18 protein-coding genes are annotated in these 25,857 nt (G+C 63.9%); 8 read left to right on the forward strand and 10 right to left on the reverse strand.

Going from position 1 to position 25,857, the window contains the following annotated elements:
• Positions 1-59 precede the first annotated feature (59 nt).
• The 7 genes from BQ7471_RS00500 to BQ7471_RS00530 all read right to left on the reverse strand — a co-directional run bounded on the left by BQ7471_RS00500 (position 60) and on the right by BQ7471_RS00530 (position 8,590).
• A complete protein-coding gene (locus BQ7471_RS00500; RefSeq protein WP_076463395.1) occupies positions 60-1,448 on the reverse strand; it encodes an ABC transporter ATP-binding protein in 1,389 nt (462 codons plus the stop codon).
• Positions 1,445-2,155 (reverse strand): energy-coupling factor transporter transmembrane component T family protein, encoded by a 711-nt coding sequence (locus BQ7471_RS00505; protein WP_076463397.1) that lies wholly within the window; start codon positions 2,153-2,155, stop codon positions 1,445-1,447. The genes BQ7471_RS00500 and BQ7471_RS00505 overlap by 4 nt, the downstream gene beginning before the upstream one ends.
• Entirely contained in the window at positions 2,145-2,744 is a 600-nt protein-coding gene (locus BQ7471_RS00510) for an MptD family putative ECF transporter S component (protein WP_076463399.1), read from the reverse strand. The genes BQ7471_RS00505 and BQ7471_RS00510 overlap by 11 nt, the downstream gene beginning before the upstream one ends.
• A gap of 48 nt (positions 2,745-2,792) precedes the next feature.
• The gene (locus BQ7471_RS00515) at positions 2,793-4,559 is read right to left on the reverse strand and encodes an ABC transporter ATP-binding protein (RefSeq protein WP_205408225.1); all 1,767 of its coding nucleotides are present in this window, start codon (positions 4,557-4,559) and stop codon (positions 2,793-2,795) included.
• Positions 4,541-6,229: an ABC transporter ATP-binding protein gene (locus BQ7471_RS00520; protein WP_205408226.1), complete on the reverse strand. Its 1,689-nt coding sequence runs from the start codon at positions 6,227-6,229 to the stop codon at positions 4,541-4,543. The genes BQ7471_RS00515 and BQ7471_RS00520 overlap by 19 nt, the downstream gene beginning before the upstream one ends.
• A gap of 130 nt (positions 6,230-6,359) precedes the next feature.
• Complete coding sequence (locus BQ7471_RS00525; RefSeq protein WP_076463404.1) at positions 6,360-6,977, reverse strand: TetR/AcrR family transcriptional regulator; 618 nt, start codon at positions 6,975-6,977, stop codon at positions 6,360-6,362.
• Positions 6,978-7,657: 680 nt separating this feature from the next.
• A complete protein-coding gene (locus BQ7471_RS00530) occupies positions 7,658-8,590 on the reverse strand; it encodes a hypothetical protein (protein WP_076463405.1) in 933 nt (310 codons plus the stop codon).
• A gap of 146 nt (positions 8,591-8,736) precedes the next feature.
• Here BQ7471_RS00530 and BQ7471_RS00535 point away from each other — a divergent pair, with 146 nt between their 5' ends.
• Positions 8,737-9,996: a phosphotransferase gene (locus tag BQ7471_RS00535; protein WP_407922667.1), complete on the forward strand. Its 1,260-nt coding sequence runs from the start codon at positions 8,737-8,739 to the stop codon at positions 9,994-9,996.
• A 58-nt stretch (positions 9,997-10,054) separates the two neighbouring features.
• Here the strand turns inward: BQ7471_RS00535 and BQ7471_RS00540 are convergent, their stop codons facing one another.
• Both BQ7471_RS00540 and BQ7471_RS00545 read right to left on the reverse strand, forming a co-directional pair.
• The gene (locus BQ7471_RS00540) at positions 10,055-13,387 is read right to left on the reverse strand and encodes an ATP-dependent helicase (protein ID WP_076463406.1); all 3,333 of its coding nucleotides are present in this window, start codon (positions 13,385-13,387) and stop codon (positions 10,055-10,057) included.
• 1 nt (position 13,388) lies between these two features.
• Positions 13,389-16,517: a UrvD/REP family ATP-dependent DNA helicase gene (locus BQ7471_RS00545; RefSeq protein ID WP_076463581.1), complete on the reverse strand. Its 3,129-nt coding sequence runs from the start codon at positions 16,515-16,517 to the stop codon at positions 13,389-13,391.
• A gap of 77 nt (positions 16,518-16,594) precedes the next feature.
• Here BQ7471_RS00545 and BQ7471_RS00550 point away from each other — a divergent pair, with 77 nt between their 5' ends.
• A complete protein-coding gene (locus BQ7471_RS00550; RefSeq protein WP_076463407.1) occupies positions 16,595-16,819 on the forward strand; it encodes a DUF3107 domain-containing protein in 225 nt (74 codons plus the stop codon).
• 9 nt (positions 16,820-16,828) lie between these two features.
• On the opposite strand, the gene BQ7471_RS00555 is transcribed toward BQ7471_RS00550, so the two are convergent.
• Positions 16,829-17,458 carry a ferritin-like fold-containing protein gene (locus tag BQ7471_RS00555; protein ID WP_076463408.1) on the reverse strand — a complete coding sequence of 210 codons (630 nt, stop codon included), beginning with the start codon at positions 17,456-17,458 and terminating at the stop codon, positions 16,829-16,831.
• Positions 17,459-17,561: 103 nt separating this feature from the next.
• Here BQ7471_RS00555 and BQ7471_RS00560 point away from each other — a divergent pair, with 103 nt between their 5' ends.
• The 6 genes from BQ7471_RS00560 (at position 17,562) to BQ7471_RS00585 (ending at position 25,479) form a co-directional block, all read left to right on the forward strand.
• Positions 17,562-18,257, forward strand: a complete 696-nt coding sequence (locus tag BQ7471_RS00560) for a FadR/GntR family transcriptional regulator (RefSeq protein WP_076463410.1) — start codon at positions 17,562-17,564, stop codon at positions 18,255-18,257.
• A gap of 127 nt (positions 18,258-18,384) precedes the next feature.
• Entirely contained in the window at positions 18,385-19,824 is a 1,440-nt protein-coding gene (locus BQ7471_RS00565) for a four-carbon acid sugar kinase family protein (protein WP_076463412.1), read from the forward strand.
• Between the two features lie 57 nt (positions 19,825-19,881).
• Complete coding sequence (locus BQ7471_RS00570) at positions 19,882-20,766, forward strand: NAD(P)-dependent oxidoreductase (protein WP_076463413.1); 885 nt, start codon at positions 19,882-19,884, stop codon at positions 20,764-20,766.
• 42 nt (positions 20,767-20,808) lie between these two features.
• Positions 20,809-21,702, forward strand: a complete 894-nt coding sequence (locus tag BQ7471_RS00575; protein WP_083663161.1) for an SMP-30/gluconolactonase/LRE family protein — start codon at positions 20,809-20,811, stop codon at positions 21,700-21,702.
• A gap of 19 nt (positions 21,703-21,721) precedes the next feature.
• Positions 21,722-23,569 (forward strand): alpha/beta hydrolase, encoded by a 1,848-nt coding sequence (locus BQ7471_RS10925; RefSeq protein ID WP_076463415.1) that lies wholly within the window; start codon positions 21,722-21,724, stop codon positions 23,567-23,569.
• A 176-nt stretch (positions 23,570-23,745) separates the two neighbouring features.
• Positions 23,746-25,479, forward strand: coding sequence for a DEAD/DEAH box helicase (locus BQ7471_RS00585; RefSeq protein ID WP_235821188.1), 1,734 nt, complete (start codon positions 23,746-23,748; stop codon positions 25,477-25,479).
• The last annotated feature ends 378 nt before the right edge of the window (positions 25,480-25,857 follow it).

Here is a 25,857-nt window from a genome sequence, read left to right on the forward strand (position 1 = left end):
ACCGTGGTCGTCCCACGTCGGGTACGAAGAACCGGAAAATACTCGCCCTGTCGGCCGCATCAGGGGCCGTCGAGGCAATACTCACTATCACAGCATGCGGTCATGAACTCGTCGTCATGCGTGATGACCAGGATGCTTCTATCCGCTCTTGCGGCCGCGGCGAGCTCCTGGGCGACGATTTTCATGTTCGTATCGTCCAACCCGCTTGTCGGTTCATCGAATATGAGCACTTTGCGATTCGAGAGCAGAGCGCAGGCAATGGCGAGCCGCTGGCGCTGGCCTCCCGAGAGGGCTGCGGGGTGGGCTTCCCTGAACTCGTAGAGCCCCAGTCGCTGGAGCAACGCACGCGTGCGTCCCATGGTCTCGTCGGTCAGTTCCGCGTCCAGAAGCAGCTCGTCTGCCACCGAGTTCGTGAAGAATTGCGTGCCGGTGTCATTCGAGCAGAACCACACGGACTTGCGCCGCTGCGCGCCGTGCAGTTTCTTTCCCCCTACGAAGACGGTCCCTCCGCTAGGGCGCGAAAGCCCCGCGAGGATTGTTCCGAGAGTCGTCTTCCCTACGCCGTTACTTCCCGTGATGGCGGTCACGCAACCTGGATAGAAGCGGAGGTTGAGCCCCTTCCAAATAATCCGTTTGCTTCGCGTGCACGAGAGCTCCGCCGTATGTATCGAGGGGCTCTCGCCGCGCGGAGGGGGCAACTCGGGCTTGCATACGGGCGTTGGCGAGCGCAGGCCGCGCCGTCGGCGCTCACCCGCGCCCATCGAACGCATGGTATCGGGCGTGAACTCCTCCAGAATGCGTCCGTCCTCTAGGTATACGTAGCGATCAGCTACACCGTCGAGCCAGGCGAGGCGATGCTCGGCGATGACCTGGGTGACCCCTTCATCTTTGAAATGCCTCACGATGCGTGCGAGTCGGTGCGCGCCTTCGGCGTCAAGGTTCGCGGTGGGTTCGTCGAATATGAGAGTCTTCGGCGCCGGGGCGTAGACCGAGGCGATGGCGACCCGCTGCTTTTCGCCGCTCGAGAGCACGTCGAGCGGATGGTCACGAACGCATTCGAGCGCCATCTCGGCGATGGAGGCATCGGTGCGGCGGCGCACTTCGTTCCGGTGCATTCCCAGGTTCTCGCAGGCGAAAGCCACTTCGCCGGGCAACTCCGACGAGAAGAACTGGCTGGTGGGATCCTGGAATACGCTGCCCACGCGTGCGCTCACCTCCCATGAGGGGATGCTGGACACCTCTTTGCCGCCGACTGCAACGGAGCCTTCGAACCCCCCTCGGTAGAAACGGGGCGCAAGACCGTTCATCAGCCGCGTCGCCGTGGTCTTCCCGCAGCCCGATGCGCCGCAGAGCACCACGCACTCGCCCTGAAACACATGCAGGTTGATGTCGGTGACGCCATAGCCACCGCCCTCGTAACGGAACGAAACGTGTTCGAGACGAATCATGGTTTCGCCCCCGCCACGAGAAGGAACGCGACGGTTCCCGCTATCCACACAGCGAGCCAGATCCAGTCCCTTGCCGCATACGAGCGTCCGTAATAGCTGCTCCGGATGCCGTTTCTTTCTGCTCCGCGCGCGACGGCGGACACGGTGAGCTGGTCGGCTATCTGTAGGCATCGCAGCATAAGGGGCACGATGACGTACTCGCCGCTCGCGGCGGGGTGGGTAATCATGCGCGCGGGAGTGGTGAGAGCCCGGTTGCGCATAGACTGCACGATGCTCGAGAGTTCGGCCGCCATGGTGGGGAAGAAGCGGAACGCGACGAGCACCCCCAGGATGAGGGGCACGGGCGCGCGCAGCTTGGAGAGGAATGAGGAAAGATCGCCCGACGGGGTGGTGATGAGGTCCCATCCCGTCACGATGACGGGTGACATGCTCCACAGCAGGAGGACATGGAATTCCGAGAACACGATCATGTGCAAACCGTGGAACCGGATCAGGCAGAGCACGAATGCGATCACGGCATAGGCCGCCGCAAAGGACAGGGCCAAGCGCTCCCTGCCCTGCATTGCCACGTAGAGCAGCGAGAGCAGCGTGGGGAGGCAGAGCATGACCGGGTTGTTCGTCAGCGTCGAGCATGCCAGCACGCATGAGAACGCGCAGAGCTTGACAGGGACCTTCAACGAACGGCCGTCCGACACTTTACAGCACACCCGCCTTCCTGAAATGCTTGTTTATAAGCCTTGTGCCGACAAGCGCTCCGAGAAACGCCAGGACCAGGGTGAGGATCACGATGAACGCGATCCAGAACGGGGTGGTGTAGTAGTACAGGTAGGAGTCCACGTAGCTCTGCTCCATTCCCGATTGCATGGCGAAGGCGTAGTACGTATCCCAGAAGAACAGGATGGGAAGGAAGTTGGTGCCTTGATGCAGAAGCCCGTTGACGGACCACGAGGCGATGACCTTCTTCGTGTTCTGATACGAGCCCTTCTTGATCAGGATGAACTCGCAGATGACGCCTACGAGGATGAACCACGGGGTCAGGTACCAGTTTCCTGATATCAGGTACACGAGGCCCAGCATCGTGGTGTAGATGAGCGTACAGCCGTGCTTGCCCACGCGCGTCGCCAGGAGCATATACACCACGCCGCAGACGAACGCGGTGAACGCTGTCGACAGCACCATGCTCACGAAATCGTTGGGCATGCATACGAGGTTGATCACGAACTGGATGACGATCATCAACATGGAGATGAGCAGCGTGGAGATGACGTCCTTGATCGTCCATTTGCCGTTGTCCATGTAATGCCCTTCCTCTCGGGTATGGATACTGTGTTTGAGTGCGACTGCTCAACTGGGAATCGTCCAGCCGATGGCGCTTTGGCGCGTCTCGACGAGGCGGCGGTATAGCCCCTGCTGAGCCATGAGCTCGGCATGCGTGCCGCTTTGCGCGATGCGGCCCTCGTCAAGCACGATGATGCGCTCGGCGTCGCGCACGGTGGACAGATGATGTGCGATCATGATGATGGTCTTGTCGCGCGTGAGTTCGGCGATCGCGCGCTGAAGCTCCCGCTCGTTCTCGGGGTCCACGCTGGCCGTCGCTTCGTCGAGAATCACGAGGGGGGCGTCCTTGAGCAGCGCGCGGGCGATGGATATGCGCTGCTTCTCTCCTCCGGAAAGCGACGCGCCGCCTTCTCCCACCATGGTCTTGTAGCCGTCTGGCAGTTGCGAGATGAACGTGTGGCAGCGGGCTCTGCGCGCCGCCTCGCGCACCTCTTCGTCGGTCGCGTCCGGTCGCCCGAAACGGATGTTGTCCTCCACTGTGTCGTTGAACAGGTAGACGTCCTGGAAGACGATGGCGAAATTTGCCAGCAGGCTGTCGCACGTATAATCGCGCACGTCCACCCCGCCCAAGGCGATCCGCCCCTCGTCCACGTCCCAGAAGCGTGCGATCAGGCTGCACAGCGTGGTTTTCCCGGATCCTGACAGCCCCACGATGGCGCAGGTCGTTCCCTGCGGGACTGCGAAGCTCACGTTGTCTATGACCTTTTCGCCCGGGGAGTAAGAGAAGGTGACGTTTTCGACGGAGACGTCGAACGTTTCCGGTACAATATTCGTACCGTCTTCGTCGATGAGCGGCATGCGCATGACGTCATCTATGCGGTCGAGCGACACGTCTATGACACGCGCGAGAGAGGCCACGGAGCCGGCGACTTCGGCGGCGGAATACACCATGAAGCTGGCCACGATGAGGAGGAGGCATTTTTCAGGTGAGACTTCTCCGCCTAACAACAGGTAGGGCGTCACGATGAGGAATGCCGAGCGAATGATGCGAAATACCGTCTGATAGACGGAGGAAACGCTGGAAAAGGCGCGTTCCAGTGCAATGTTGGCGGCCGAGCTTTCGGCGATCGCATCGTCGATCATGCGATTCGTGCGCGTGCCCAGTCCGAACGCCTTCACAACCGCCATGCCCTGGATATGCTCGAGGACCGATGCGACGAGGGTCGCCTGCGCTGCCTGACGACGCGGGGAATAGGCGTCGCCGACGCGCTGTGTCAGCATGTAAACCAGCATGGCTGCGGCGAGTCCGGCAAGTGCGAGCAGTCCGATGCGCCACTCATAGGCTAGCAGCCAGACGGAGATCACCACGGCCTGGAGGAAACCGCCGGCCAGGATCTCCATCACGGTCACGGCGTTGGTCTCCACGTCGTCGAGGGTCGTCGTTGCCGCTGCGGTGATATCGCCCAGGCGCTTCTCGTCGAAGTAACCCATGAGCACGCGCTTGAGTCGCTCGCCTATCTCGAGTCTCTTCTGCGCGCACATCGCGAAGCTTCCGAAGACACGGCGGGACGACGCGAGGTTCGTGGATACTATCTGCCCGATGATGGCGACAATCATGATGCCGAGCGATGCCCATATGGGCGTTGTCGTGAGGGGCCTGCCCGCAAGTCCGTCAAGCGTCTCCATCAGCACCGCAAGCACGGCGAGCAGGGGCAGGATCTCGAAGAATGCGTTCAGAATAGTGAATAAGAACGAAAGGAGCAGCGACTTCCTCTGTGTTCCGGAGAATGCGAGGAGTCTTTTGGTGATCCGTATCATGCCTTTACCGCGCATTCCTCGTCACAGGTATCGCTCTGGGCCTCCCAGAGGCTGCGATAGAGCGGGCTGCTTTCGAACAGTTCCGCATGCGTGCCCTGGGCGCTCACCCTGCCGTCGTCGAGGACGATGATGGTGCTCGCATTCACGATGGTGGACAGGTGGTGCGCAATGACGATGAGAACCTTGTCCTCAACGAGCTCGGATATGGAGTGCTGGATAGCCACCTCGTTCTCCGGGTCCGTGAAGGCGGTGGCCTCATCCAGCAGTACGATAGGGCTGTCCTTCAGGATGGCGCGCGCGATGGCCACGCGCTGGCGCTCTCCGCCCGACAGGCGGCCGCCCGCATCTCCCGCACGCGTGGCATAGCCGTCGGGCAGTTCGGATATGAAATCATGGCAGCGGGCTTTGCGCGCCGCCTCGCGCACCTCCTCGTCGGTCGCATCGGGCCGACCCATGCGAATGTTGTCCGCGAGGGACGCATTGAACAGATAGTTGTCCTGGGTCACGTACGAGACGGTATCCATCACCTGGTCGAGCGGCATTGTGCGGACATCTACACCGCCGATGGACACGGTGCCCCCGCTCGCCTCCCAGAACGATGCGATGAGGCGCGCCACGGTCGACTTCCCCGATCCGCTCGGTCCCACCAGCGCGGTAATACCCCTGGGTGCAGCCGCAAACGTCACATCGTGAAGCACTTCGACGCTGCCGTATCCGAACGACACATGGTCGAATGCGATGCGGCAATCCGGAATCTCGACGGGTGTGCTGGGCCTGTCCATCTCCTCGATTTCGAGCAGCGATGACACCTCTTTCACGGTCGAGTCGACCACGGCCAGGCTGTCGGTATAGCGCAATGCCTGGATGAGGGGTTTGACCATGCCGAGCGATAGGATGATGCAGGTGATGAGGGTGGAGGCGGCCATGCCGCCGGTCATGTACAGGTAGGCGCCCAGCGGCAGCACGCTCAGCAGCGATGCCGGCGTGACAACCACACCCGGCACGTAGTACTTGTTCGTCTGCGCGAACCAGGTGGCCTTGGCGTCTCTGTTCTCCTCTACGGCATCCACGTACTTCCCATACGAGCGGGCGTTCTGGTTGAACGTCTTGATAACCCGGATGCCGCCGACGTACTCGACTATAGCGGCGTCCATGTTCTTGTTGGCCACCAGCACGCGCGCGTAGCGCGCCTCGTAGTCCTTGAGCATGCCCATGTAGCACACGATCCCCAGGGGAAAGGTGGCGAGCGAGGCAAGCGCGATGCGCCAGTCCAGGTAGAACATGTAGGCGAATATCAGAATGGGCACGAGCAGATTGGCGGTGAGCTCTGGAATCATGTGTGCGAGAGGCAACTCGAGCTTCTCCACCGTGTCCATGATCAGCGTCTTGAAACTCCCCGAGGGCCTTCCTGTGATTACGCCCAGAGGCACGCGCGAGAGCTTGTCGGCGAGCGCCATGCGCACATTGCGCAGCACGGTATAGGCGCTTCTGTGAGAGACGACGGTGGACAGGGTGCCCAGCCACACGCTGCCGAAGTATCCCGCAAGCGCTATGGCGCTATCCGCGGCAACGGGGCCAAGCTCTGGTTCACCGGCGCAGATGCGCACGATGACGTCCGACGCGGCGAAGTAGGGGATCATCCCGCACGTCGCGCCAAGGACCGCGAGCAGCACGGATGCGGCCATCTCGCTCCTGCAGTGCGCGGCAAATTCCATCAGCCGCGCACAACTGCTCCTCTCTTTGTGAGACACAAATGCCCCTCCATCCCGAACATAGGGTTACACGTGGAAATTCATGAGTGATTCTGTCGACGCGCTACGTGAGCCTGAGTATCCTCTCCCATCCGCTGGTGAAGAATATGGCCAGCTGCTGGACATATTCGACGGCCTGTTTGCGCGTCATATCGTGAACGACGGTTTCGAATACCGCCGTGAAGTAGGCGCTCGTGATTATGTGGTGCAGATCATGATCGACCTCGCCTTCGATCTTCCCGATCTTGCGCAGTCGGCTGTAGTAGTGCTCGGTCCGGTTGACATCGAGCTCCACTAGGTCGTGCACGTAGGTAGAGAAGCGGGTGCCGTCCGAGCAGCACAGCACCAGCTTGAACGCGTCGAAGTTGTCATAGATGTAGTTCACGAAATGCAGAAGGTAGTCCGTTGACAAATCTCGGCTTTTAGCGGTGCGATCATCGGGTATCAGGTCGAAGTGCGCATCCTGGGCCGCTTTGAACTGTTCGATCAGGCCATCGGCGGCGGGCCCGGCAAGAGCCTCGAACAGCGCCTCCTTATGGGGGTAGTAGCCGTAGAAGGCGCCCAGGGTGAACCCCGCCTTCCTCACGATGGTCCGAAGCGAGGCGCCCTTGAAGCCGTGCTCAAGGAACTCATCCTTTCCGACCGCGAGGATCCTCTCTTGCGTCGTGCTCAATTCGGTCATATCTCGGTCGTGCCCCTTCTTGAAAGTCGACCACCGGTATATATCAGTGATATATACCAGTGATATATCTTCGTGTCAACGGCTTCCAGAAACTGCGTGCGTTTTCGCGAGTCGTTCCTCTGTCATATAGGTCCGGGCATGCGGCGGACACATGAAACACGCTGTTTCTCCGCACGGCATGTGACCCATGACGCGACTCTTCAGTTGAGTCTCCTATGTTCGTCACATTGTGAGTCGGATTCGAGCGGTGGTGTTGAGTCGGCGGTAGATTTCTTCGGGGCAACGCCTGGGGCGGCGGGTCTCCGGTGTGTCTTTCGGCGGCGCGCCGTTCGACGTAGGCGACCGAGGATCCTTGCGTATGCGAGTCGATGACCACGTGGAGGGCGCGGTCGAGTCGTCAGTCGCCGCCGGTGATGGTCGGATGGTGCAACCGGAGGACGGGAACCGCCATACACTCAGGTCATCGACGATGACTATGGATCGCCTTGAGTGAAGAAATCAACGAACTCAAAGCCCGGGGTGTCGAGTTCGTGGTGCAGCGAGCACCTGATCGACTGTCGCCTCGCGTCAGCTGATCCGGCATTCCCCCGCACCATCGATCGCGAACACGGTGTCAATTCTAGTGAATATCGAGCCGGCATTCCGACCGGGCTCTGCCTTTCGCTCCCCGGACACTCGCCTCACTGCAATGGGTTACCGGCCAGATCGTAACCGTATTCGCGGGCCTCGGTGGGAGACAATCCGAGGGTGGCAACGACGGCAAGGGCATTTTTGGTGAGCGACCAGGTGATGGCGTACCCCTCGGCTATCGATGGATTCTCGACGGTGGCCCGAAAGACATCGGCGGCGTTCGCAGGGAACTTGTCCTTGTTGATATCTGCCAGCTCAAAGAAATGCCCCTCCGCCGGGTCGGTCTCACGGCAGGACGTCGAGATACCGGAGAACCCCCAATCGATCGACCACGCCGGACAGCTCTTGCCGCCGAGCCCTGGCAGGCCCGGTTGGCTGACGATCGCGGTGATCGTTTCCCGACTGGCCTCAACCCCAGACATCCTGCCCACTTTCAACTGGTTGAGGATCTGCAGCAACTGCGCGTTGGTCTCCACAGTGGAGGCGTCCGGCTTCCCGCTGAACCGTTGCCCACCGATCTCGATCGTGCGTTCGCTGTCCAGCCCGCAATTCGCGGAACTGATCACCACCCCGTTGGGCGCGGCCTCGATTTGCACGTTGACTTCGGCGCAATCCGGCAGGGAATCTGCAAAAGACTGATAGATGCCGCCCACATTTATCTCAGTGATTGGAATGAACGCGGTCCCAGGCGGCTGCGGGGCACCATCGCTGGTATACGGCTCGGGATCTCCCCAGTTCTGGACGATCAAAGCGCCAGTCGCAGACTGCGAGCTGTCGTATGCGTTCAACATGAAGCCGAGATACCCCACGGTGATCTTGGTGACCAACTGTTTATCAGAAGCCGCCAGCAGCTTCTCGAAGGCCTGTTGGATGCCTTCGGCGTCCTTGGGCGGGCTCTTCGGCAACGCCGTGCCACCTCCGCCGCAACCCGAGAACATCAGCATGGCGGCCAGCAGGACCGGGATGTATTTCCACTTGGACATGACTTGCCTCCTCGTATCTGGTCAACCGACAGCCGACCATTGCCCGCCCCGGAGCGTCAGGACAGGCAGGACCACCCCTCGTGCTGACTATCCTGATGGAAACTATCAGTCTGCTCCGGCGCGCCACAAGACCCTCCTTCCGATCCATGGATTACCCCCGATTCGGGCGACGGTCGGATCGGGAACCCGACGAGGCACAATCGGGGCTGTACCGTGAAGAGATGATGCGCGCCAAGACTCCACTCGAACTCGCCGCCCTGGCGACTGCAGCAGTCCCCGGTCTCAAGGTTGCGGGCCTGCGCCCTCCGCAGTACTGCGATGAGGTGACCTCCGTGACCGGCCTCGTCGACACGGCGGGAAACGCATGGACGGTCACCTGTCCTCATTCCACCGTCGGCGGCCTCGACCTCGACTCCGAATCGGGCGTCCTCGCCCGCCTCGCCAAGGCCACCGACGCCAAGCGCATCCCCTTCGACGTCCCCCGCATCCACGGCACGACCCTCACTCCGCAGGGGGACCGCGTCATCGTCCACCAGGACCTCGGCGGCCGCCCCATGGAGGACTCGGACTTCGACGACCCCCATATTCTGCCAGCCTCCCTCGGCAAGGCACTCGCAGCACTGCATAACCTGCCCGAGGTCGTCTACACCGGCATCCACCTGCCCGCCTACACGGCGGCCGAGTGCCGGGATCGCCACCTCGCCCTCCTCGATGAGGCCGCCGGTCAGATCCTCATCCCCGCGAACCTGTGGAACCGATGGGAGGCCGCCCTCGACGACGTCTCCCTGTGGAGATTCGCCCCCGCGCCAATACACGGGGACCTGCAGGGCAACGCCGTCATTGTGAGTTCCGGCGCCATCACCGCAATGACGGGGTTCTCCTCCGCTCACGTCGGAGACCCCGCGACGGACATCGCCTGGGTGCTCGCACAGGCATCCGACGTGTTCCTCGACCGCTTCCGCGAGGCGTATTCGCGCGAGCGCGCACACACAGACCTCAAACTCTTCACCCGCGCACAGCTGGTATCTGAGTTGGCGATCATCCGGTGGCTCGTTCACGGATTACACGCCGAGGACCGGTCGATCATCTCCCAGGCACGCCAGATGCTGACCGACTTGTCGACGGATCTGGGAGATGACCAACTGGTCGCCAGGCAGCGTCCCATCACCATTCCCGTCCCAGCGCCGGACCACGCGGACGCTCACAATGCGGACCCCGAGTCGACGGACACGATCCCCGATGGCATCCTCGCGCAGGCGGTCGGCCCCGCGGCGCCATCGGCTCAGGATGGCCCCTTCGTTGACGAGTCCCCGCGCCCCCGGACCGGGCGCCTGCGCATCGTGTCCGACGAAGATGCCTCGACTGAGCGGCTCGAACTCGACGACCATGGGAACCACGCCCCCTGAGTTTCCTGCGGCCGATGCTGCAGACGATGGCACTCGGCAGCGCAGGGGCGGCCCCCACTCAACGGTTGAGAGAGCCGCGCAGCAGGTCGTCGAGGCTGACGCTCGGGTCTATTCCGGCGAGATGCTCGACCTGATCGAGACTCATGACGCTCCCCTGAGCGACGAATGCGAGTTGAGCGGTCACTGAGTCGAGTGGCACCGCATGCGCCTGCGACCAGGCGAGGCGGTAGAGGCGCAATTGGGTGGCGTAGTAGCGAAGCTTCGCCGGATCCGTTGCCGCATCGGGGGCCATCCCCGATTTCCAGTCGACGATGACGGCGGCGCCGTCAGGGCGGGTGAACACGGCGTCGATGCGCCCCGATACCACGATGCCCGCAATATTGACTGCGAAGGGCTCTTCTACCGCTTCCGGCGTGCCGGTGACGACGATGTCGAGTTCAGCGAAGTTCTCCTGCATTCGCTTCAGGCGCACGCGCTCCGCCTCGGTGAGCGCGTCGACGCCGATGATCGGCTCGTCCCAGAGTTCTCCGCTCACCTGCCGCAGTTGGCGCTCCGCCCACGCGTGGAACACCGTCCCCAGTCCTGCACCGGGCAGCGGCTCGCGGGGCATGGGCCTCCTAATGTCGAGGGCGAAGGCGTCGGGGTCGTCGAGGAGTGCCGCCACCGACGTGGCGGGGACCTGATCCTGGATGATGACGCGGTCGCGGCTCTGGGCACGAATCCGCAGCTCCTCCAAGAGGGCGGTGATGTCGCTGACGCGGGGGTCGGGCCCGAGTTCGGTGAGCAGGGCGAAGGCGTCTGCGTTCGTCGGCATCTGAGCCATCTCCTGGCGGACGGCGGCAGCCGCCTCCATGATGAGCCTGCGGGACGGGCCGGGAGCAACGGGGAACATGGCTCTGGTGGGCTCGGGCGCGAGGAGCTTCGCCTCTTCGGCGCTCGGTTCGGGTGCGATCGCCTCTTCGAGGGCCTCGATGTTGCGCTGCGCACGCTGAATCTGCTCGGGAGTAAGCGCGTGGGAAGCGCCGTCGCCGCGGGTCGCGGTGCGCTGTGATACGAGCCGTCGGGAGTCGTCGAGGAGCGCGTCATAGGACTCCATGAGGTAGCGCGATGGATGCTTCGGAGTCGTCGCCTCATTCATCCAGGATCCGACGAGCAGCTCGGAGTGTCGGGCGCGCGTCAATGCGACATAGGCGAGGCGGCGCTCCTCTGCCTCCGCGTGTCGGCCAAGGGCCGGCTTGTAGTCGTTGTTGAGCCATGCTTTGAAGGCGCTCGACGGGGTTCTCCCATTCGACAGGTCCATGTCGAAAGCGGGCAGATCCGCGTAGTCTCCCCGCAGTGGATGCGGCAGTTCGCCCGTGTCATTCACCCATCCGAAAGTGCTCGGAGGATCGGAGCGCCAGTGCACGCTGTTCTTTCCCCTGTGCAGGGGGAATATGCTGTCCGACATTCCAACGATGGCGACATGGTCCCATTCGAGGCCCTTCGCCCCGTGGATCGTCAGGATCTGCACCGTCGCAGGATCCGGTTCGGCGGCAATGGCCGTCAGCCCGCGCTCCTCCTCTTGTGCGAAGGACAGCCACGTGAGGAAGGCCCCGAGCGTCGGTGCAACCGCTTCCGACTCGAATTCGGCGATGACGTCGACGAATGCGTCGAGGGCCTCTCGCCCTCCCCTGCCCACCGGGTCGCAGATCGCGTCGTCGAGAATTCCGAGGATCCTCATGGCCCGTTCGGCGATATCGACGAGGCCCCTGCCGTGCAGGCGGCGGATCTGGCGCAGCCGCTCTCCCAGCGATGACACCCTGTCGTGTGCGGCGCGGGAGAAGGCGGGCTCGCCCTCGCCAGGAGACCACCCCGGGGGCGGGGGTGAATCGACGGCCTCGATGAGGAGCGCGGAATGCCGGTCGCGTCCGGCCTGCGTGGCGAGGCGGGCAGCCCAGCGGTTGAGGATGACGAGGTCGGCAGCCCCCAGGTCGGCGCGAATGAGGAGTCGGGTCAGGGCCGTGGAGGCGCTGACATCGTGGGTGATCTCGAGCGCGCACCTCACGTCGATGACTCCGGGCTGATCGAGGAGACCGCCGAGCCCGATGATCTGCGTGGGGATCCCCCTCTCCCGTAGTGCCGTATCGAGGGGGAGGAAGTCCGCGCGCCTGCGGCACAAGATTGCCATCGAGGGCGGCGCGTCCGCTCGGGCGCTCCGACGAGACTCGACGTAATCGACGACCGCGTCGATCTGCTGTTGTTTCGAACCCGTGTAGGCGATCTCGACCTCGCCCTCGCCCGCCTTCGGCGATTGGGTGAGGATCGGCGAGTTCGCGATGCTCGTGTCGCTGCGCAGTGGCGCCGCCACCCGATTCGCGGCGACGAGGATTCTGCGGTCATTGCGCCACGCAGTCGACAGGGTGCGCGTCTGCTCCACGGAGGGTGCGCCGGTGTGGAAGCGACTGAGGAACGATTCCAGGGAGGAGGCGGAGGCTCCCCTCCACCCGTAGATCGCCTGGTTCGGGTCTCCAACCGCGGTGACAGGGTGGTCGTGGAACAGTGTCGACAGAAGCGTCATCTGAATGACGGATGTGTCTTGGAATTCGTCGAGGAGGACGGCTCTGTGCTCGTTGCGGATCTGGGCGACGGCCTCGGGGGATTCGGTGACGATCCTGGTGGCGAGGAAGAGTTGGTCAGCGAAGTCGAGGACGCCCATGTCGCGTTTGCGGCGCTGGTACTCGCCGATCGGGTCGAGCAGTGCGATGCGCCCCCGATTCGCTTTCTGAGCGGCGCGGGCGTCCAGATTGGTGTCGCCCACGGCTTCCAGTTCTGCGCTGAACTCTTCCAGAGCGAGCCGCGCCTGTTCGAGTGAGAGCCCGTGTTCGGATATCTGTCCGGCCAGGTGCAGTCCGGATGTCACCGCTGTCGACAGCGAGGACACATCGTCAAGGGCGACCGGCCAGGTCGTGATGATGTCGTGCATGAGCTGGACGGCACCGGCTTCGCCGAGCATCGCGAAATCGGGGTCCACTCCGATGCGCAGCCCGTGCTCTGCGACGATCCGCTGGGCGAATGCGTTGTAGGTGAGCGCAACGGGCTCTTCATTCGGGTCGAAGGCGCCGATGACGTCGCCGAGGCGGCGGAGCCTGGAGCGCAACCTCTCCCCCAGTTCCCCGGCAGCCTTCTTCGTGAAGGTGAGGCCGAGTATCGACGCGGGGGTGATGTTCTCGTCGTTCGCGACGAGCCACAGGACCCGCATCGCCATGGTCTCGGTCTTTCCCGAGCCAGCGCCCGCAACGACGAGGTGGGGCCGAAGGTTGGACTCGATGATGGCGGTCTGTTCAGGGGTGGGCGCGACTCGGGGGTTGACGATTGTCTGGATCTGTGCGGCGGAGAGGCAGCGGGATGTCATATCAGTCCACCATCCTTCGTCCTTGGTGCTGGGCGGGGCATATGCACGTGAAGGCGCAGTGCTTGCACGCGTCGGTGGATGGTGTCGCAGGGATGCGGCTTCCGTGCGCCATCTGTGAGACCGCGCGGATCTTGTTCATCCATTCGGCTCGGGTGGGCTCGTCGAGGGGCTGTTGCATTCGCAGCGTCGCCTTGTTCTCAGTCAGGTAGACGAGCTGCGCCCCGGCCACGGTGTATCCCAACGCTTCGAGGGCGAGCTGGTATGCGGCGAGTTGCGGGTGCTCTTCCGCCTGCCGCTTCGTCACTGGGCTGCCGGTTTTGAGGTCGGTGATGCGCACCCCGCCGTCAACGTATTCGATCCGGTCGAGTCGCCCATTGATGACGATGCCGTCCAATTCCACAGTGACGGGGACTTCGACATCGACGCGCCCGGGCACCCCTTCGATGTAGATCCCCAGGCCGCTCACCTTCTCGTGAGCACGGTCCACGAAGTCGAGGTGCGCCCACTGGTCCTCCTCGACGTCGAGCAGGGCGAGCCTGGCCTCGAGGGCGTCATTGAGCTCCGTCATCGTGCCGTGGGGCAGCTCTTGGGCGATCTCGTGGACGAGGGTGCCGATCCGTTGAGCGGTCCCGTCGCCCCCTTCGGCCCCGATCGATGAAAAGAACCACTTGAGGGGGCACTGGAGTGCGGCCTCGAATCTTGACGGCGAGATCCACACGGGCCCGGCGTGGATCTGCTCCTCACAAGAGGTTCCTCCGGCGCCGGTCCACGTCGACGGGTCCGCGGCTGTCACGCCCTCGCGTGCGAGGAGGGCGAGTAAGCGGGCGGCGGTCGCGGCATCGGTGTCCTCGTCGACGCCGGTCGCGGCCCGGCGCAGATCCGCGACTTGGCCCCTCAGTGACAGGGGCGCGGGCGCGAGTTGGACCTGCAGCGCCTGTCCGTCGGCATGTGAGTCGGCGTGCCGGGCGAGCAGGTCGAAGAAAGACGAGGGTGCGCAGTCCTGCGAAGAGACGACTCCGATGTGCAGATGGGTCGTGCACCTAGACACCGCTGCTGCGAGGAGCCTGCGCTCGTCGTCGAGGACGGCCCTGCGGGCGCTGCGAGGGTCGTCGATGAAGACGCGCCCCCCTGCATCGTCGGTTCCGAAGCGGCCCGCCCCCAGGTCTGCGAGCAGATCGGCGCGCATGATCTGCGACCTCAGGCGGGTATTCGGCCATGCGCCGTCGTGGAGTCCGACGATGGCGACGACGCTCCACTGCCGACCCATGGCTTGTGCGACCGTGAGGACGCGCACGCCCTCGGGGCGCACCCCGGTCCGTGAGATCGTGTCAATGGGGATGGATTCGTTGAGGAGCTGTGCTGCAAAACCCGTCGCTGTCCCCGTGGGGTTGCGCTGCTCCCACACATCGGCGACCCGCATGAGTGCGACGAGGGCGTCGAGTTGGTCGTCGAACCAGTCGGAGTCCTCTCCCCCGCTGATCGCTCCGTCGCGCCACGCGTCGGCGAGGCCCGCGGCGCTCCACATGTGCCACAGGGCCTGCCTGGGACGCATATGTCCCGCTCCGGTGCGCGCACTCCACATCCGCGCTGCGCGGGTCATCTCGTCGGTTTGTTCGCCCGACAGACGCTCCCTCCACAAGGATTCATCTGCGAGGAGGTCCCCCACGCCGAGCAGGCGGGCGTGGGCTCCCCCAGCCGTCGCATGGTCGTCGGCTCCGTCCTCAGCGTTGAGGGTGTGGACGAGCCGGAATACGTTGAGCGGGTCGACTGCGATGAGCGGGGATTCGATGAGCAGGCGGGCCGCCCGTTCATCGTCGGCGCCCGAGGAGACGATGAGTTCGAGGAGGGCGCGCGTCGTCGCCTGCGAGGCGAAGTCGAAGGCCCGGGTGCCGGCTTCAACGGGGACTCCCCCCCTGCGCAGGTCGCGCATCATGTCAGACGCTTGAGACGACGACCTCACGAGGACGACCTGGTCCCGCCAGGCGATGCCGTCGTGCAGGTGGCGTCGGCGCAGCGCCTGCGCGATATGCGCACCGAGTTGCGCGTTCGTGGCGGCGACATGGCTGGTGACATCGCCCCGCTGAGCGGAGGAGGCGAGTGTGGCGGCGCGGCGGCGCAGTGCGGGACCGGATTGGGTGATCCCCTCGGTCACATCGATGATGCAGTCGCGCAGTACCCGCGTCTGGGTGAAAACGTCTCCTAGGTGCATGATCGGCGCTTTGAGCAACCCGGCAAGGCGCATATCGAGGTGGGGTTCACCGCCCCGGTAAGAGGAGACAGCGACATCGGGATCGGAGAATGCGATGACCCGGCTGCCGCGGGCGTGAAGGGTGGACAGCAGGGAGAGGGTGGACGCCGTGCAGTCCTGCAGGTCATCGACGATGACGAGGTCGGGCTTGGGCGCGGGGGCGCTGACCGACTCAGCGATGGCGCGCTCTTCCCAGTGCTCGACGAGGTCCGCCGCGAGAGCCTGGATGCGCGACAGGTCGACTCTGAGGATGTCGCGGTAGTCGACTAAGAACTCGGAATTGTCGAGATAGGCGCTCAAGAGGGTTCCCGCCCCCCTCCACTGCTCGATCCCGAACTCGTCGGCCGCCCGGCGCAGATCTTCGCCGTTGAGCCCCGCCTCTCCGGCGCGAGCGAAGAGGTCCCGCAACTCTGCGCGAAAGCCCTGCATGGCGCGCATCGTGCCCTGCATGAAATCCGGCCATGGCGCGTCAACGATCTCGAGGAGTTCGGAGAGCAGGACGTCTTGGAGGGAGCCTGTGACGAGTTCGACGGGGCCGAGCGGATCCGCGCGCTGGATCCTCCAAGTGGACACGATGTGGTGGGCGAAGGAAGCGGGAGTGCGCACGGGGCGGACCGCTTGGGGGGCGAGGGCGTGGACCCTCGGAGTCAATAGGTCTGCCCTGATTCGATCGGGCGTGAGGATGACGAAGGATTCGCCCCTCGTGACGGCGTCGAGAGCGAGGGCGAAGGCGCAGGTGGTGCGCCCAGATCCGGGGGCGCCTCGAACGACGAGCGATTCGGCGCGACCGGCCGCTACAACCTGTTCTTGCAGGTCGGACAAAGTGGGCAGATCCGCCCAATGATCCGGTCGCGGTTGGATCAACAGCCTGGTTTCGCTCATGACTGAATCATCGCAGAGGCCATGTGCGTCTGCGGCGAATAGCATGGGACCCATACGCCAACGAAAAGGAGGACGCCATGAATATCGTCATCGGAGTGGGCGATTCGGCCCGAGAACTCCACCTCGACATCGACACCGACGAGGCCGGACTCATCGCCCGCATCGAAGAAGCCGTGTCGCAGTCGACCCTGCTCGATCTCACGGACTCGAAGGGGCAGCGCTACCTGATCCCCGCACAATCCCTCGCCTTCATCCACATCTCTGATCAACAGGAGCGCAGAGTCGGATTCACCGTCAACTGAAGGCGGGCCTCAGGCTTTGAGGTTGATCTGCGCCATGCGCTCGCCGTGGCGCTTCGTCACATAGGCGACGATCGCGTCCACAGTGTCGGGGTCCTCCGCGAGGGCGGGGTGGGTGAACAGCGTTGCGCGGACGAGGCCGAGCACTTCGCCGGCGACGCGCCTCGCCCACAGAGACAGGCGCGCGGCGAGTTGAGGGTCCTCCGCCGTGACGGGCGCGATATGTCGGCGCTCCCACGCCCCCTGTTCGAGGTCCCAGGGAGCGGCATCAGCGTCGAAGAGTTCGTGGCGCTGTGACACTTCAAGCAGCATGTCGCCGATGATGCCGACGGTGACATAGGTCTTGACAGACCGTTCGAACCACGTGGTCGGTCGCGTGCGCGTATCCAGGTCGTCGTAAAGCCCGGAGTATTCGCCCGCACACGCATTCAGATCGTGGTCGCGATGGTCCGACCATTTTTCGAGCTGCTCGAAGATCTCGAAGGCGCGGGCGGACATGCGGGCGTGTTCGACATGCGCCTCGATGGTGGGCGCCTGGTCCCCGTCCTTCGCCAGGCGAGTCATCGCAGCGAGAGCGGAGTATGCGAGAAGACCGACGACTTCAGCGTCGGTGCTGGAGACTGGTGCGTACTCGTGTGCCATGCTCCCAGGGTAGTCGCACAGCCACTCTCACTCACCCCTAATGCATGCACCGATGTCATAACGGGCCGGGCGCGTGTGGGAGAATCACAGACGGGAGGATGATATGCGCAAGGATCTCGTCGGCAGCGTCGTCGATGCCGTTATTGATCGGATCCTCAACGGGACGTACCCCGAAGGAGGGGCTCTGCCGGGCGAGGTCGTCTTGTCCCAAGAGCTCGACGTTTCGCGCCTCACTGTCCGCGAGGCAGTGAAGGTGCTCAAGGAGCGCGGGGTCCTCGAAGTCATCCAGGGCCGGGGCACATATGTCGCACCGCGCTCCCAGTGGACGGATCTTCCGACGGTCATCGCACTCACCCTGCGAGACTCGTCCCCCCGCGACGTCGGCCTGCGACTCGTTGAGCTTCGCCGGATGATTGAAGTCGGAGCCGCCGGGCTCGCGGCGAGGAACAGATCCGACGAGGACGTCACAGCCCTCGCTTCACTCATTGAAGAGATGGAAAGTTCGCGGAACGTCGGCGATGTTGCGGCGACTGTCGAGGCGGACCTCGCATTCCATCGGCGGATCCTCCTCGCGAGCAACAATCCCTTCCTGCCGGTCGTCATGTCACCGCTCGAGTTGGCTCTCCACGAATCACGGACTGTCACTGCTTCGCAGCCCGATGTCCAAGAACGCGCCCAGTGCCACCACCGCATGATTCTCGATGCCATCCGCATGCAGGACGAGGAAGCGGCGAAAGACGCAATGCGCGCTCATATGACTCAGACGCGCCTCGATCTGATCGCGAATACTGCCGAATAGCACCGCTTTCACAAATCCTCAGAGGCCCTCTTGCCACATGGGTGATTAGTGCGTACGATCAACATCAGTCCTCAGAGGTCTGAGCAATGATGCTCACTTTGTGGGACCAATCTACGAAGGAGTGACAATGCCGCTCACGACGCATGAAGCGCTCACCGCGGGACTCGCCCCCATCCCGGCCGTCACAGCCGACGATGTCGCCGCCGCCCAGGCACGGGCATCGAGAACGGCCATCCGCGTCGTCCTCGATGACGATCCCACGGGCACCCAGTCGGTCGCCAACCTGCCTGTCCTCACCTCATGGGAGGAGGAGGACTTCCTGTGGGCGCTGGGGAGCGGAGTCCCAGCCGTTTACGTCATGACGAATTCGCGCTCGCTCGCCCCCGAAGACGCCGAGCGCGTCAATCGAGAAGTCGTCGCCTCCGCCCTCGCCGCAGCAACGGCGCTCGGCATCGACATCGATTTCGTGTCACGATCCGACTCGACCCTGCGCGGCCACTACCCCCTGGAGACTAACGCCATCGCCGCCGCACTCGAGGAGGCGACGGGCGAGAGGATCGACGGCGTCGTCCTCGTCCCCGCGTTCCCCGAAGCCGGACGCATCTCCGTCCACGGAGTCCACTACGCGGGAAGCGCTGCAGCGGGCTATGTCCCCGCAGCCGAGTCCGAATTCGCCCGCGACAACACCTTCGGCTACTCGCACTCCTCCTTCGCCGAATGGGTCGAGGAGAAGAGTGGGGGCGCCCGCACCGCCGAAGACGTCCTCGTCATCGACATCAACACGCTGCGCAGCGACCCCGACGCGACCGTCGCGATCCTGACAAGCGCGAAGGAGTCGCAGCCGATCGGAGTCGACATCGTCGACACCGCCGATATGCGGGCGCTCTCACTCGCCCTCATCCGCGCCGAAGAGGCAGGCTCTCGATTCATTTACCGGGTCGGCCCACCGTTCGTCCGCGAGCGCATCGGTCAGCGCCCTCACGCCCCGCTCACCCCCGCCGAGATCGAAGCCTCCCGCTCGGGGCGCTCCGCCACCGCAGGCGGCCTCGTCGTCGTCGGCTCGCATGTCGGCGTCACCGCCCGCCAGCTCCATCATCTCACCCAACGGAGCAGCGCCGACGTCCTCGTCCTCGACTCCGCACGGATCATCACCGGCGAGGACGAGGACGCACATATTCATGAGCTCATCGACCGCGCCATCGCCGGGCTCAATGAGCGGACCGTCATCCTGCACACATCCCGGGCGATGCTCTCCGGTTACGACCCCGACACGGCGCTCGCCCAGGCGCGCATGATCTCCGCGGCGCTCGTCGCGGTCGTCCGCGGAATCATTGAGCGCGCTTCTCCCCGCTTCGTCATCGCCAAGGGCGGTATCACCTCCTCCGACATCGCATCGAAGGGCCTTCAAATTCGACGGGCGCGAGTCATCGGGCCGATGCTGCCGGGCATCGTCTCCCTCTGGTCGGCGATCGACGGACCCGCGCGGGGAATCCCCTACGTCGTTTTCGCCGGAAACGTCGGCACCGACGAGTCCCTCGCGGACGTCGTCGCCACCCTTGAGGCGTGAGTGCCGGAGCGTCACGCCCACCCGACTCGTCCTCTTTGACCCCATAGGAGCAGAACAATGTCGTTCACCGTTGCAGTCCTCGGACTCGGAGCCATGGGCCTGCCGATCGCAACCAATCTCGCGAAGCGCTTCACCGTCGTCGGATTCGACCCCTTCAAGGACAGACGCAATCTCGGCGCAGCTCAAGGGCTGGATGTCACCAGCACGGCTACCGAGGCCGCTGAGGGGGCAGATGTCGTGCTCATCGCGGTCCGCAACGCCGCACAGCTGCATACCGTCCTCTTCGGCGCTGATGGAGTCGTTCCGGTCCTCGAAGCGGGAGCGTCCGTCATTCTCACCTCCACTGTCGGCTCCGACGCCGTTGAAGACGCTGCCGCGCGCCTCGCCGACGTCGGCATCGGTCTCGTCGACGCGCCCGTGTCGGGTGGCCCCGTCCGAGCAGGCGAGGGGGATCTCCTCGTCACAGTCGGTGCGACGCGGCACTCGTGGGAGCATGCGAAGCCCGTCCTCGACGCGATGGCGGGCACACTCGTCCTCGTCGGCGATGTCCCCGGCAAGGGCCAAGCGATGAAGACTGTCAACCAACTCCTGTGCGGCATCCACATCGCCGCCGCCGCAGAGGCACTCGCTCTCGCCGGCAGCCTCGGACTTGACCAGCGAATGGTCCTCGACGCACTCATGGCGGGAGCCGCAGAGTCGTTCATGCTCGGCAATCGTGGACCGCGCGCAATTGAGGCCTACGAGGGCGATGAGCCCGAAGTGTGTTCGCGTCTCGATATCTTCGTCAAGGACATGGGGATCGTGACTGCTGCGGCCAAGAGCGCGGGTATCGCGGTTCCACTCGCTGCAGCCGCAGAACAGCTCTACATCCTGGGCGACGCGCAGGGGCGCGGCGGTGACGATGACTCGACTGTCATCCGCATATTGAGCCCCCAACACTGATATCCACCGGCACAACGATGTGATGCTTACAAGGAGACCACTATGAATATGTCCGACCTCGTCGCCGATACCTCGACGCTCGAACAAGTTTTCACGGGAGGGCGCTGGCTTGAGGGACCATGCTGGTTGCCGCAGACCAACACGCTTCGCTTCTCCGACGTCATCGGCAACAGGGTGTGGGATTACGATCCCGCCGCCAAAGAGAGCACTGTCCACTCTGAGTCACCCGATCATGTCAACGGGCGCACCATCGATCTCGACGGAGCGGTCGTTCAGTGCTCCCACGGGGGACGCAGGCTCGAGCGCGATGTCGATGGCGACATCTCAGTCATCGTTGACCACTGGCAGGAGTACCGATTCAACGCGCCCAATGACGTGGTCGTCTCCTCCGATGGATCGATCTGGTTCACCGATCCCGCCTACGGAATCATCTATCCGGAAGAAGGCCACCCCGGGAAGCGGGAATATTGCGATCACTGGGTTTTCCGAATCACTCCACAAGGACGGCTCACCGTCGCGCTCACCGATGTTGTCGAACCCAATGGACTCGCCTTCTCCCCCGACGAATCGCTCCTCTACGTCGCCGACTCAGCCGCACTCAACAGAGAGGGCGTTTTCGAGCGCCACCACATCCGCCGCTATCTCATCGACGATTGGCGGGTCAAGGCGGGTGAAGACTTCGTCGAGGTATCTCCGGGAGTCCCCGACGGTATCAAAGTCGACGAACACGGCAACGTCTGGTCGTCGTGCCTCGACGGCGTCGTCATTTACTCTCCTGAGGCCGAGGAGATCGGCAGGATTCCCGTCCCTGAGAAGGTGGGCAATCTCTGCTTCGGCGGCATCGAGGGAACGGACCTCTACATCGCTGCGAGCACATCGATCTACAGGATTCCAACACTGACGCGCGACTGCCGACGAGTCTCCGGCAGAGCGTGACCCACAGGAGCGGACCACCATGTCATCAACAGCATCCCAACAGAAAACCCGCCAGTGTCGGACTACCCAGACATCACTATGGCTGTCGCTGCTGCTGCTCATCGCACTCTCCCTGAGCGGTGCATTCCTCGCCAAATCCGCTGACTCGGGCTTCGGCCGAGTGAGTGTCACGACGGTTGAATTCATGACCGAGTCGAACACCCCCATGGTCGCGAAGATCTATCGACCGACATGGGTGAGCACGGAGAATCCGGCGCCCGGATTACTCGCACTCCACGGCTACCAGTCCGACAAGGAAGCGACGACGACCTTCGGAACGATCGAACTCGCCCGACGGGGCTTCGTCGTCGTGAGCATCGACCAATTCGGACACGGATACTCCACCCAGCACGGGGTGGACCCCGACATCATGTCAGGGGCGGCCTATGGTTTGGACTACCTCAAGTCTCTCCCATTCGTCGATTCAACGCGGCTGGGGACATTCGGACACTCCACGGGATCGATATACGCCGTCAAACTCGCCAAGAGTGACGATGCCGTTCGCGCTGTCGTCGCCCTGTCGGGAAATGGCGGAGACCCGGATATCCACGAGGTCAGCAACTACTTGCTCGTCCAAGGGGACAACGAGGAAATCGGCCCGTACAGAGAGAAGACCTTTCCCGTCTCCTCGCTCACGACCAACCCCGCACGGCTCGAAGCATTCGGCCTCCACCCCGATGACGCCCTCGAGTGGAACCACACCTACGGCGATTTCTCCGATGGGAGCGCCCGACGCGCCGAACTCGTTTCCGGAACCCACCTCGGTGTGATGACCTCGGGCGCTTCGAACACCGCGGTCGTCGACTGGTTCAATACCGCTCTTCGAGACGGGGAGCAGGATTCGCACTGGATCCCCTCTCAATCCCATGTCTACCAGTGGAAGGAAATCGGAGGCTCTATTGCTCTCTTCTCACTCGTGGCTTCACTGATCCCACTGCTCGGTCTGCTCCTTCGGTTCCGGGCTTTCGCAGGCGTCCAGGGATCTGAGGGCTCCTTCACCGGAGGCGGGCGCATGGGGCTGGTCCTGTCCGCTGCAGCGAGCATCGCAATGACGATCGTGCTCTATCCCCTGTGCACGCAAAAGGGCGGGGGCGACGACCCGATCTCCGCAACGATCCCATTCCTGCCGCTACAGATGGGCAATGGGATCGCCATATGGCTCGTCGTCACCACTGTCCTCACGCTCGTCGTCTTCCTCATCTGGAAGCGAATCGGAGGGGGACGAGGCGAGAGCTGGTCCGATCTTGGGGTTGTGCCCCCACAAGATGCTGGGCGCCGGATCCTCACAGCGTTCGGCCTGTCGGCTGCCCTTATCGCGTGGCCCGTCCTCATCGTCACTGTGACGGCATTCTTCAGAGGACCCGAGTTCAGGGTACTGTGGCCGATGCTCAAAACACTGACCCCTGAGCGCGCCAGAGTGCTCCTCCCCTATTTCCTCATCATTTGGGCGTTCTTCTTCGTGGTCAATGGGCTGTCGCTCAACACCATGTCCCGCATCGCAGCCCGAGACGATGAGCGACCGGTCGTATTGTGGGCGAAGCGCTTCACCTTCTCCTGGATCTCAGCGGTCTTCGGCCTGTGCCTCCTGTGGCTCTTCCATTTCGTTCCCGGATACATGGGGATCGGCCCCGGAATGGATGTGATCGGACTTCCTGCCTTCGGCGGACGGTGGATGATGATGCTCGCAGTCATCATCCCCCAGTTCACTGCCCTCGTCGCGCTCAACGTGTGGCTGCACGTGAGGATCCGCTCGATATGGGTCGCCTCCACGGTGGGGGCGGCGCTCTTCACCTGGATGATGGTCGGCGGACAGGTCGGCGCATTCTGAGAAGGGTGAGTGATTGACCATAGGGTGAACGCCAGTCGCGGTCCCGCCTCGTACAATAGGAGGTGACCACGGCTGACCGGTCGCTCCGAATACTCTCTTCCGTGCTTAGCGCGCACCCGACACTGCGCGATCGGCTGCCACCCCCACCCGGAATTGCTCCGGAGACAAGGCAGATCGTGACGACCACGACGCATGAGGGCGCCAATGCGCCCGAACCCACCCAGACAGCCGGCCCCGCCGCCGACGCAATCGAATACTCCGCGGGCGTCGTCCGCATCGGCAATATCGTTCCCGTCGCCGTCGACGAGGACGCCACGCCTGATGTCGTCGATTCGGGCGACGAAGACCTCGACGCCCTCACCTTCGCCGACTTCGGGGTCACCGACCCGATCGTCGACGCCCTCGAGGACAAGGGGATCCTCCACCCTTTCCCCATCCAGGCGCTCACCCTGCCCCCGGCTCTCGATCGCCACGACATCATCGGTCAGGCGAAGACCGGCACAGGCAAGACCCTCGGATTCGGCATTCCCGTCCTCGAAGACGTTATCGCCCCCGATGAGGAGGGCTATGACGAACTGCTCAACCCGAACCAGCCGCAGGCCCTCATCATCCTGCCGACCCGCGAGTTGACCAAACAGGTCGCTGATGATCTGCGCGCAGCGGCGAAGTACCTATCGACCCGTATCGTCGACATTTATGGCGGTGTCGCATTCGAGCCGCAGATCGAGGCCCTCGAAAAAGGCGCCGATGTCGTCGTCGGCACTCCGGGTCGGCTCATTGATCTGCTCCGCAAGGGCGTCCTCCACCTCAACGGCGTGGAGACGGTCGTCCTCGACGAGGCCGACGAGATGCTCGACCTCGGCTTCCTGCCCGACGTGGAGACCCTGCTGTCGCGGGTCCCCTCGAACCGGCACACCATGCTCTTCTCGGCGACCATGCCCGGCCCGGTCGTCGCGCTCGCCCGTAAGTTCATGGAGCATCCGACGCATATCCGCGCCCAGGACCCCGAAGATCAGAACCAGACGGTCAATACCGTCAAGCAGGTCATCTACCGTGTTCACGCGATGAACAAGGTCGAGGTCGTCTCGCGCATCCTGCAGGCGCGGGGCCGGGGACGCACCGTGATCTTCTGCCGCACCAAACGCACCGCCGCCCGCCTCGGAGAGGATCTCACCGCTCGCGGCTTCGCTGTCGGTTCGCTGCACGGGGACCTCGGTCAGGGGGCACGCGAGCAGGCGCTGCGAGCATTCCGCAAGGGCAAGGTCGATGTGCTCGTCGCGACGGATGTCGCCGCGCGCGGCATCGACGTCGACGATGTCACCCACGTCATCAACTACCAGTGCCCCGAGGACGAGAAGATCTACATCCACCGCATCGGGCGCACCGGTCGCGCCGGTAACTCCGGCACGGCCATCACCTTCGTGGACTGGGATGACACGCCGCGCTGGTCGCTCATCTCCAAGGCGCTGGGCCTGGGAGTTTCCGACCCGCTGGAGACGTACCACACCTCGGCGCACCTCTTCACCGACCTCGACATCCCCGAGGGGACGACGGGCCGCCTCCCACGCGCTCAGCGCACAGCTGCGGGTCTGAGCGCTGAGATCCTGGAGGATTTGGGAGGGTTCTCACCCCGCTCCGAGAGACGAGGCCGTGGCTCGCGCGGTGGGTCACGTTCCTCGCGCAGCGGGCGCGGACGCTCGTCGAAGTTCTCTGACCCCTCGCGCTCGACCCGCGGGTCCCGGTCGCGCGGCTCCCAGGACGGGGATCGCACGCTGAACGTCGGCAAGGGTGGCCGTTCCGACCGCGGCGCACGCGGGCGCGGGCGCGGCGAACACTCCCAGCGCGCCGAGGCGCCCGCCCAGCGCGCTCCCCGCAAGCGCATCCGCCGCCGCAAGAACTCTGCCGAGTAGGCGGGCGAGTGGCGCCGCTCGCGGGCTACGTGAATGCCGGGCGCGGGCACTGCATTACGCGCTGCGCGCCCGCGGTGTCGCCTGCCGCGGGTTAGCGCTTCCTAAGTCCGCCGCCGCAATGCTGCGAGGGGTCCCGGGCCGTGCGGCCCGGGACCCCTCGCAGCTATTCGTTGTAACGCCCGTTCCCTCCCGATATCGCACACAAGGAACAGCATCTGTCACCGATCTTCTAAGACATAGCACCCGATCGGAGTGGTGTAATCCTCACCGATCGGGTGTAGTACCCGCCCAGCGACAAGCCCATTCGCGCAACAGCCCCCTCGCCCCCTACCTCCCCCGTACAGGGCAGCGCGGCCGCGCCAGTCGCCCCTCGGGCAA

The organism is Actinomyces mediterranea, from assembly GCF_900155595.1.
GTDB classification, from domain to species: domain Bacteria; phylum Actinomycetota; class Actinomycetes; order Actinomycetales; family Actinomycetaceae; genus Pauljensenia; species Pauljensenia mediterranea.

Coding starts and splice junctions, on each gene's coding strand:
- BQ7471_RS00500 (WP_076463395.1), bottom strand. CDS start 1,448: ATGATTCGTCTCGAACACGTTTCGTTCCGTTACGAGGGCGGTGGCTAT.
- BQ7471_RS00510 (WP_076463399.1), bottom strand. CDS start 2,744: ATGGACAACGGCAAATGGACGATCAAGGACGTCATCTCCACGCTGCTC.
- BQ7471_RS00515 (WP_205408225.1), bottom strand. CDS start 4,559: ATGCGCGGTAAAGGCATGATACGGATCACCAAAAGACTCCTCGCATTC.
- BQ7471_RS00520 (WP_205408226.1), bottom strand. CDS start 6,229: ATGGCCGCATCCGTGCTGCTCGCGGTCCTTGGCGCGACGTGCGGGATG.
- BQ7471_RS00525 (WP_076463404.1), bottom strand. CDS start 6,977: ATGACCGAATTGAGCACGACGCAAGAGAGGATCCTCGCGGTCGGAAAG.
- BQ7471_RS00530 (WP_076463405.1), bottom strand. CDS start 8,590: ATGTCCAAGTGGAAATACATCCCGGTCCTGCTGGCCGCCATGCTGATG.
- BQ7471_RS00535 (WP_407922667.1), top strand. CDS start 8,737: ATGGATTACCCCCGATTCGGGCGACGGTCGGATCGGGAACCCGACGAG.
- BQ7471_RS00540 (WP_076463406.1), bottom strand. CDS start 13,387: ATGACATCCCGCTGCCTCTCCGCCGCACAGATCCAGACAATCGTCAAC.
- BQ7471_RS00545 (WP_076463581.1), bottom strand. CDS start 16,517: ATGAGCGAAACCAGGCTGTTGATCCAACCGCGACCGGATCATTGGGCG.
- BQ7471_RS00550 (WP_076463407.1), top strand. CDS start 16,595: ATGAATATCGTCATCGGAGTGGGCGATTCGGCCCGAGAACTCCACCTC.
- BQ7471_RS00555 (WP_076463408.1), bottom strand. CDS start 17,458: ATGGCACACGAGTACGCACCAGTCTCCAGCACCGACGCTGAAGTCGTC.
- BQ7471_RS00560 (WP_076463410.1), top strand. CDS start 17,562: ATGCGCAAGGATCTCGTCGGCAGCGTCGTCGATGCCGTTATTGATCGG.
- BQ7471_RS00565 (WP_076463412.1), top strand. CDS start 18,385: ATGCCGCTCACGACGCATGAAGCGCTCACCGCGGGACTCGCCCCCATC.
- BQ7471_RS00570 (WP_076463413.1), top strand. CDS start 19,882: ATGTCGTTCACCGTTGCAGTCCTCGGACTCGGAGCCATGGGCCTGCCG.
- BQ7471_RS00575 (WP_083663161.1), top strand. CDS start 20,809: ATGAATATGTCCGACCTCGTCGCCGATACCTCGACGCTCGAACAAGTT.
- BQ7471_RS10925 (WP_076463415.1), top strand. CDS start 21,722: ATGTCATCAACAGCATCCCAACAGAAAACCCGCCAGTGTCGGACTACC.